Below are 7,301 nucleotides of genomic sequence, written 5' to 3'. Positions count from 1 at the left end.
CACAAGATTCGCGAATAATTAACTCCGGTTCAACCATAACCGCTTTCGGCTGGAATTGGCGGTGTATAATATCTTTTAACATATATGCGGCAAGTCGTCCGATTTTTTCTTTATCTTGACGAACGGAAGTTAAAGGTGGATCGGTATAATTGCATGCGTCGATATCATCACACCCAACGATCGCAATATCCTCAGGTATTTTTAATCCGTGTTCCTTTACCGCTTTCATTGCTCCAAATGCCATTAAATCTGACGCTGCAAATACCGCTTCAGGATGATGTGACGAACCTAATATTTTTTTCATCGCCTCATAGCCACTTTCCATAAAGAAGTCCCCTTGAACGAACCATTCTTCGTGAATTGTTAATCCAAATTCCTTCATCGTGTTGCGAAATCCTTGTTCACGAATTTTTGTCACTTGTGCGCCTGGCAAACCACCAATGTAGCCGATATGTCGATAGCCACATAAGTAAAAATGCTCTACTACTTTCGCTGAAATCTTATAGTTATCTGTCATAATATACGCAGAACGGTTGCCTTCAAGCGGAATATCCACCCCAATACATGGAATGTCGCTCATATCTAATCGATAAATAGATGGTTGAAGTTTTTCACCACTAATAATGATTACTCCGTCTACTTTGTAACGCATAGCACGCTCATAATAATCTTCCTCCCCTTCTTCAAATTGTTCATTTGAAAAGAAGAGGAGGTCATAACCGAACGTTCCCATTGTTTTTTTGAAAGAGTTCATTACCTCAATAAAAAACGGGTGGTTGAAATCCGCGTTGATTTCTCCGGCGTAAATAACGCCAACTACTCTCGACTTATGAGCAGTATCTTTTTGAATGCGAGCAGCGACATACCCAGTCTGCTCCATAATTTCTAGCACTTTTTTTTTCGTTTCCTCACCGACATCATGATAGTTATTTAATACTTTCGATACCGTACCTGGTGACACACCCGCTAATTTCGCAATTTCCTTAATGGTAATTTTCATACGATCCCTTCTTAACTTTATAATCTTACCTTTATTATAACATAAATGTTCCCATTAAAAATGAATGCGCTTTAGTTGGCGGTTATGTCACTATTGTTTGACGGATCCTTGCGTCAAGCTTGAAATGAACAACTTATTAAACATTAAAAATACAACAACTAAAGGCAATGTTGCCCAAAATGTTCCAGATAAAATCATACCATAGTCTTTCACGTATGCGTCTTGAAGAGCGCGAATAGCAATTTGAATCGTGTAGCTTGATTCATCTCTCAATACAGTTAATGGCCACAAGAAATCGTTCCATACGAACATAAATGTTAAAATGCCAAGCGTCGCAAAAGCTGGTAAAATTGAAGGAACGACAATATTCCAATATACACGGAATATACTGCATCCATCAATTTTTGCCGCTTCAATCAATTCATCAGGAATTGCGTCTTTAATATATTGACGCATCCAAAAAATACCGAACGCATTCACTAAACCTGGAACAATAATTGCTTTTAAATCGTTCAACCAACCCAACTTCGTAATAATGAAGTATTGTGGGATTAATCCTAATTGTGGCGGAATCATCATCGTAATTAAAATGACAGCAAACAGCTTTTCCCGACCTTTAAACTGCAACTTAGCAAATGCAAAACCTGCTAAAGAGCTGAAAAATAACACCCCAAGCGTCGTTAAGCTAGCAACAATAAAAGAGTTCCACATTGCCCCGAAAAAGTCGACATTTTCTAATACGTTTTGAAAGTTTTCGACTAACTTATCTCCCGGTACAACAGCTGGCGGTAATTTATTAATGACATGATTCGGCTGAGTCGCCATAACAAACATCCAGTATAGCGGAAAAACCGACAATAACGCACCGATAATCAACAATACATGGATTGTTACTTTATTCACAAATCCCTTTTTACGTTGCATCTTCATTCACCTCCATATTTTTTACTTGCCCGATTTATCTAAACGATTGGACGCAAAGAAGTTAATTGTCGTAAATACAATGATGAGTAAAAATAGCGAGACGGCTGTCGCAGATGCTGTTCCGAACGCGTTATTCGAGAACGCTTCTCTCCATAAATACAACACGATCGTCATACTTTCTTCTCTAAATCCACTTCCGAAAATGAGTGGCTCGGCAAAAATTTGTAGCGATCCGATCGTTGCCGTAAATACAACGAATACGATGATTGGCTTTAACATCGGCACAGTGATGTAAAAAAACTGCTGCCATTTTTTCGCTCCATCAATTTCAGCTGCTTCATAAAGATCTTTCGGAATGCTTTGCAATCCCGCTAAGAAAATAATCGAGTTATATCCAACCCATCTCCAAAAAATCATCGTCGCAATCGCAATTTTCGCTCCCCATTCAGATGTCTGCCAGCTTACTGGCGAAATGCCAAATAAGCCAAGTGTAGCATTTACTAATCCTGCTTCTTGTTCGCTAAATAAAACGGTGAAGACAATCGCTACCGCAACAATCGATGTTACGTTTGGCACAAAGTAAGCGACACGAAATACACTTTTAAACTTGACCATTGCTGAATTTAAAGCAACGGCTAAAATTAAAGCCGCAATTAGCTGTGGACCTGTTCCTAATAAACCGATCACAATCGTGTTATAAATCGATTTCCAAAATAATGGATCAGTAAAAATAAGTGAAAAGTTTTTAACTCCGACAAATGTCATTTCACCGAATCCATTCCATTTTTGAAAAGCTAAGTAAAAGCTAAACAGCATTGGAAAAGCACCGAAGATGGCAAATAAAAGAAAGAACGGAGAAATGAATAAGTAGCCAGCTAATGCTGTTTTTTTCTTATCACTTAATCCTTTTGGACGGACGGTTGCGTTTGTATGATTATGGGATACCATTTGTATTTCCCTCCAAAAATCATAGTAGGGGAAGGGAATAAATCCCTTCCTCATATGTTTTATTGACGTTCAAGTTGACGTTTAATACGTTTAATTGCTTCTTCCCATTCTTTTTCTGGATCAGCTTTTTTCTTTTGTACGTTTGTCAACGCTTTGATGATTTCTGCTTGAACGAGTGTGTAGTTTTTGCCCATGTACACTGTTTTTACTTTTTGTGCTGCTTCTGCAAAGACTTGAGCTGTGTTTACTCCACCAAAGTACTCATCTTTGTACTCTTTAAACTCTGGAGCATCATACACAGAAGGAGTGGATGGGAATAATCCCATGTCTTTAAACGACTTCAACTGTTGCTCTGGTGCGACAAGCCATTGAATGAAGTCATACGCTTCTTGCGGATGCTTTGATTCTTTTGGAATCGTTAAATAAGAGCCACCCCAGTTTCCTGCTCCACCTGGCATGTTTGTAATAAGCCACTTGCCTGCTGAATTTGGCGCATTTCCTTTCACTACCCCTTGCATCCATGCAGGCGCAAGTAATGTTGCATAGCTTCCTTTTTCCATCGCATTACCCCATTCAGGAGTCCATAATCCGTTGCTGCCAAGGTAACCTTTTTGAATTAAGCTAACTGTATAGTCGTACGCTTGTTTAATATACGGTTCTTTTTCAATTAGCAATTCTTCTTTTTCATTGAAATATTGCACAGGCGCTTGGTCGCGCAATGCGTTGTATACAAGTTCAATATTGTCTGCAATTGGCTTTCCTGTTTTTTCTTTAATTGTTGCAGCGATTTCCGCATATGCATTCCAGTCCGGAATTAACTGAGCCACTTCAGCTGGATCTGTTGGAAGTCCGGCTGCTTCAAATACGTCAGCGCGGTAAAACATAGCCGTTGGACCAATATCTGTTGGGAGACCGAATAAAAAGCTTCCATCTGCACTTTCACCGATACGCCATTTCCAATCTAAATACTTATCCTTAATGTCTTTTGCTCCAAAATCGTATAAGTTATAAAAGCGATCTTGCGCCTCACGATAACGTTCAATGTTGTTTACTTCAATCATCGCGATGTCCGGCGCACCACTTCCTGCTGATAACGCTGTAAATAGTGCGTTATGATGGTCATCAAACTGTGTTGACTGAATTTTAATTTCGACATTCGGATGATCCTTCATATATTCCTCAGCTAACTTTTCATAGCCAGTGCTTCCGAATACCCACATGTTCAACTTCACTTTTTCACTTGAACCTTTGTCTTTTGATTCGTTCGTACTTTCAGACTGATTGCCGCAGGCAGTTGCGAACATAAAGACGAATGCTAACAACAACATAAGCGCTCGTTTCTTCATCATTCTTTCCCCCTCGTTTTTTACAACATGTGCTCATACCGTTTACACCTTTCATTTGCCCATTTGTTTGTTTCACGTTATAATTCTTTTAGTTTTCTTTGTGGTAGCGGCTAATCCCCGATACGTTGCGCTACAACAAAGAAAACTTTTTTCCCTTCCCCATCACCTCCTTTATTTAACTCCATTATTCATGATCGTTTCCTTATACCATAATGCGCTCTTCTTTGGGATTCGTGTTAGCGTTTCATAGTCCACGTATACAATACCGAAACGCTTATCATAGCCAAATGCCCACTCAAAATTATCGAATAACGACCATACATAATAGCCTTTCAAATTAACTCCTTGTTCAATTGCACGATGACAAGCAATTAAATGCTCTCGTATATAAGTAACCCGTTCATCGTCTTCTACTTCTCCTTGTTCGTTGACATGGTCTTTGTATGCAGCACCGTTTTCAGTAATGTACAATGGTATATCACCGTAATCTTTCTTCAACCGCACTAACAAATCAAATAAACCGTTTGGATTGACTTCCCAATTCATATCTGTCACTGGTCTGCCTGTGCTTACATGCTCAAATACGATCGGTTCATGTTCACCTTTTTTCCACTCTTTTAATGTTGCTGTTGAATAATAGTTAAATCCGAAAAAGTCGATCGGTTGCTGAATCGTTTGTAAATCTTCATTTCGGTAAACATCTGGTAAATAATCTTTGTACACTTCTAACATATCTTTTGGATACTGCCCTTTAAATACCGGGTCTAAAAACCAACGATTCATAAAACCGTCCCATTTCTGCGCTGCATCAATCGCCTTTTCATCTTTCGGATCAACGGCATATCCAGGTGTCAAATTCAATGTAATTCCAATTTCCCCGTCTTTCGGACCGATTTCCCGAAACGCTTTTACTGCTTCCCCATGAGAGAGGAGAACATGATGTGCTGCTTTTAAAAATGACGTAAAGTTTTGAATACCCGGCGCGTGCTCACCGTTACCATACCCTAAATAAGTGACGACCCACGGCTCATTATGCGTAATCCATTTTTTTACGACATCACCGAGGTTTTCGTAAAGAAACGAAGCGTATTCTTGGAAGCGATACACAATATCGCGATTTTCCCAACCGCCTTTTTCTTGAAGAGCTTGTGGCATATCCCAATGGTAAATAGTCAACATTGGTTCGATACCGTTCTCTAGCAATTCATGCACAAGACGCTTATAAAAATCTAGACCTTTCTCATTAAACTTACCTGGCGTCTCCGTATACAGTCTCGCCCAACTAGTCGAAAATCGATACGCCTTTAAATGAAGCGCTTTCATTAATGCGACATCATCAACATAGCGATTGTAATGATCAATTGCAACATCTCCATTATCACCATTCGCCACTTTACCCGGAATACGAGAAAAGTGATCCCAAATCGAGTAAATTTGATCTTCTCCAGTCGCCGTTCCTTCAATTTGATACGATGAAGTAGCAGCTCCCCAGATGAAATCTTTCGGAAACTGAAGCATATTTCGAACCTCCTACGAATTTTTTCGTTAATGACAAATTTAAAAAAGCGCTTTCTTTCATTTGTTTCGTAACTTAATCATAATAAAAGTTAGCGGAACAAGTCAATAAAATCTTTTATGTTCGTACAAAAATTATAATTAACAGTCTAACTAAAGGGGTTGTTTACGAAAATTTTCGTTTTTCACATCAGAAAATAATCTAAAATAATCGAAGGGAAACGAATAAGAGAAAATAAAAAAAGGATTCCTGCGATTAACAGGAATCCCTCTAGTGCCGATGGTGGGAGTCGAACCCACACGGGGGGCTACCCCACACGATTTTGAGTCGTGCGCGTCTGCCAGTTCCGCCACATCGGCATGAAACAATTAAATTGTATCATGCTATCTTATTTTGTCAAGCCTTTTCAGTGCCGAGGGCCGGACTCGAACCGGCACGGTAGTCACCTACCGCAGGATTTTAAGTCCTGTGCGTCTGCCAATTCCGCCACCCCGGCGCATAAAAAAAATGGAGGCGGCAACCGGATTCGAACCGGTGGTAAAGGTTTTGCAGACCTCTGCCTTACCACTTGGCTATGCCGCCGTGAAACAAAGAGCGGAAGACGGGACTCGAACCCGCGACCCCCACCTTGGCAAGGTGGTGTTCTACCACTGAACTACTTCCGCATATATGGCTGGGGTAGCTGGATTCGAACCAACGCATCACGGAGTCAAAGTCCGTTGCCTTACCGCTTGGCTATACCCCAATGTTTTAAAACGGATATGGGGCGACTAGTGGGAATCGAACCCACGAATGCCAGAGCCACAATCTGGTGCGTTAACCACTTCGCCATAGCCGCCATGTTTTTGGCAGGGGCAGTAGGAATCGAACCCACACCGGAGGTTTTGGAGACCTCTGTTCTACCATTAAACTATGCCCCTAAAATGGTGGAGGGGGACGGATTCGAACCGCCGAACCCAAAGGGAGCGGATTTACAGTCCGCCGCGTTTAGCCACTTCGCTACCCCTCCGCAGATGGTGCCGGCTGCAGGACTTGAACCCGCAACCTACTGATTACAAGTCAGTTGCTCTACCAATTGAGCTAAGCCGGCACATTATATATATTTATACGAAGCCGACATGATTCAAAATGGTGGCTCGGGACGGAATCGAACCGCCGACACAAGGATTTTCAGTCCTTTGCTCTACCGACTGAGCTACCGAGCCGTACATGGCGGTCCCGACGGGACTCGAACCCGCGATCTCCTGCGTGACAGGCAGGCATGTTAACCACTACACTACGGGACCAACTTTGGTTGCGGGGGCAGGATTTGAACCTGCGACCTTCGGGTTATGAGCCCGACGAGCTACCTGGCTGCTCCACCCCGCGATGATAAAAGTAAACCAATGTTCATATATGGTGGAGGATGACGGGATCGAACCGCCGACCCCTTGCTTGTAAGGCAAGTGCTCTCCCAGCTGAGCTAATCCTCCATTTCATCTTGCCCGGCAACGTCCTACTCTCGCAGGCGGTGTCCCGCCAACTACCATCGGCGCTGGAGAGCTTAACTTCCGTGTTCGGGATGGGA

Annotated in this window: 5 protein-coding genes, 13 tRNA genes and 1 rRNA gene; all 19 read right to left on the bottom strand. The window is 41.7% G+C overall.

Features of this window, described 5'->3' with window-relative positions:
* Positions 1-1,000: LacI family DNA-binding transcriptional regulator (locus tag LD028_RS01555; protein ID WP_237810695.1), on the bottom strand; the 1,000-nt coding region annotated here is incomplete at its 3' end.
* A 90-nt stretch (positions 1,001-1,090) separates the two neighbouring features.
* The gene (locus LD028_RS01550; protein ID WP_035047936.1) at positions 1,091-1,930 is read right to left on the bottom strand and encodes a carbohydrate ABC transporter permease; all 840 of its coding nucleotides are present in this window, start codon (positions 1,928-1,930) and stop codon (positions 1,091-1,093) included.
* Positions 1,931-1,945: 15 nt separating this feature from the next.
* Positions 1,946-2,872, bottom strand: coding sequence for a carbohydrate ABC transporter permease (locus tag LD028_RS01545; RefSeq protein WP_237810694.1), 927 nt, complete (start codon positions 2,870-2,872; stop codon positions 1,946-1,948).
* A 59-nt stretch (positions 2,873-2,931) separates the two neighbouring features.
* Positions 2,932-4,221: an ABC transporter substrate-binding protein gene (locus LD028_RS01540; protein ID WP_006319211.1), complete on the bottom strand. Its 1,290-nt coding sequence runs from the start codon at positions 4,219-4,221 to the stop codon at positions 2,932-2,934.
* Positions 4,222-4,389: 168 nt separating this feature from the next.
* Positions 4,390-5,736, bottom strand: coding sequence for a GH1 family beta-glucosidase (locus tag LD028_RS01535; protein WP_237810691.1), 1,347 nt, complete (start codon positions 5,734-5,736; stop codon positions 4,390-4,392).
* 272 nt (positions 5,737-6,008) lie between these two features.
* Positions 6,009-6,093, bottom strand: a tRNA-Leu gene (locus LD028_RS01530).
* A 51-nt stretch (positions 6,094-6,144) separates the two neighbouring features.
* Positions 6,145-6,230: transfer RNA gene (locus tag LD028_RS01525), tRNA-Leu, on the bottom strand.
* Between the two features lie 12 nt (positions 6,231-6,242).
* Positions 6,243-6,316 (bottom strand) — tRNA-Cys (locus LD028_RS01520).
* Between the two features lie 11 nt (positions 6,317-6,327).
* Positions 6,328-6,399: transfer RNA gene (locus tag LD028_RS01515), tRNA-Gly, on the bottom strand.
* A 5-nt stretch (positions 6,400-6,404) separates the two neighbouring features.
* Positions 6,405-6,479 (bottom strand) — tRNA-Gln (locus LD028_RS01510).
* 17 nt (positions 6,480-6,496) lie between these two features.
* Positions 6,497-6,572, bottom strand: a tRNA-His gene (locus LD028_RS01505).
* Between the two features lie 8 nt (positions 6,573-6,580).
* Positions 6,581-6,654, bottom strand: a tRNA-Trp gene (locus tag LD028_RS01500).
* 4 nt (positions 6,655-6,658) lie between these two features.
* A tRNA-Tyr gene (locus tag LD028_RS01495) sits at positions 6,659-6,743 on the bottom strand.
* A 5-nt stretch (positions 6,744-6,748) separates the two neighbouring features.
* Positions 6,749-6,824 (bottom strand) — tRNA-Thr (locus LD028_RS01490).
* A 39-nt stretch (positions 6,825-6,863) separates the two neighbouring features.
* Positions 6,864-6,939: transfer RNA gene (locus LD028_RS01485), tRNA-Phe, on the bottom strand.
* 5 nt (positions 6,940-6,944) lie between these two features.
* A tRNA-Asp gene (locus LD028_RS01480) sits at positions 6,945-7,020 on the bottom strand.
* 5 nt (positions 7,021-7,025) lie between these two features.
* Positions 7,026-7,102, bottom strand: a tRNA-Met gene (locus tag LD028_RS01475).
* Between the two features lie 28 nt (positions 7,103-7,130).
* Positions 7,131-7,206, bottom strand: a tRNA-Val gene (locus LD028_RS01470).
* 10 nt (positions 7,207-7,216) lie between these two features.
* Positions 7,217-7,301 (bottom strand): 5S ribosomal RNA (rrf, locus tag LD028_RS01465); the annotation flags it as partial.

This window comes from Anoxybacillus sp. LAT27, assembly GCF_022030075.1.
In the GTDB taxonomy this organism is placed as follows: domain Bacteria; phylum Bacillota; class Bacilli; order Bacillales; family Anoxybacillaceae; genus Anoxybacillus; species Anoxybacillus kestanbolensis.
This window is presented reverse-complemented; position numbering and strand designations above follow the sequence as displayed.

Bases quoted from the DNA above. Each gene is read 5' to 3' on its own strand.
- LD028_RS01550 (WP_035047936.1), bottom strand. From the start codon at position 1,930: ATGAAGATGCAACGTAAAAAGGGATTTGTGAATAAAGTAACAATCCAT.
- LD028_RS01545 (WP_237810694.1), bottom strand. From the start codon at position 2,872: ATGGTATCCCATAATCATACAAACGCAACCGTCCGTCCAAAAGGATTA.
- LD028_RS01540 (WP_006319211.1), bottom strand. From the start codon at position 4,221: ATGATGAAGAAACGAGCGCTTATGTTGTTGTTAGCATTCGTCTTTATG.
- LD028_RS01535 (WP_237810691.1), bottom strand. From the start codon at position 5,736: ATGCTTCAGTTTCCGAAAGATTTCATCTGGGGAGCTGCTACTTCATCG.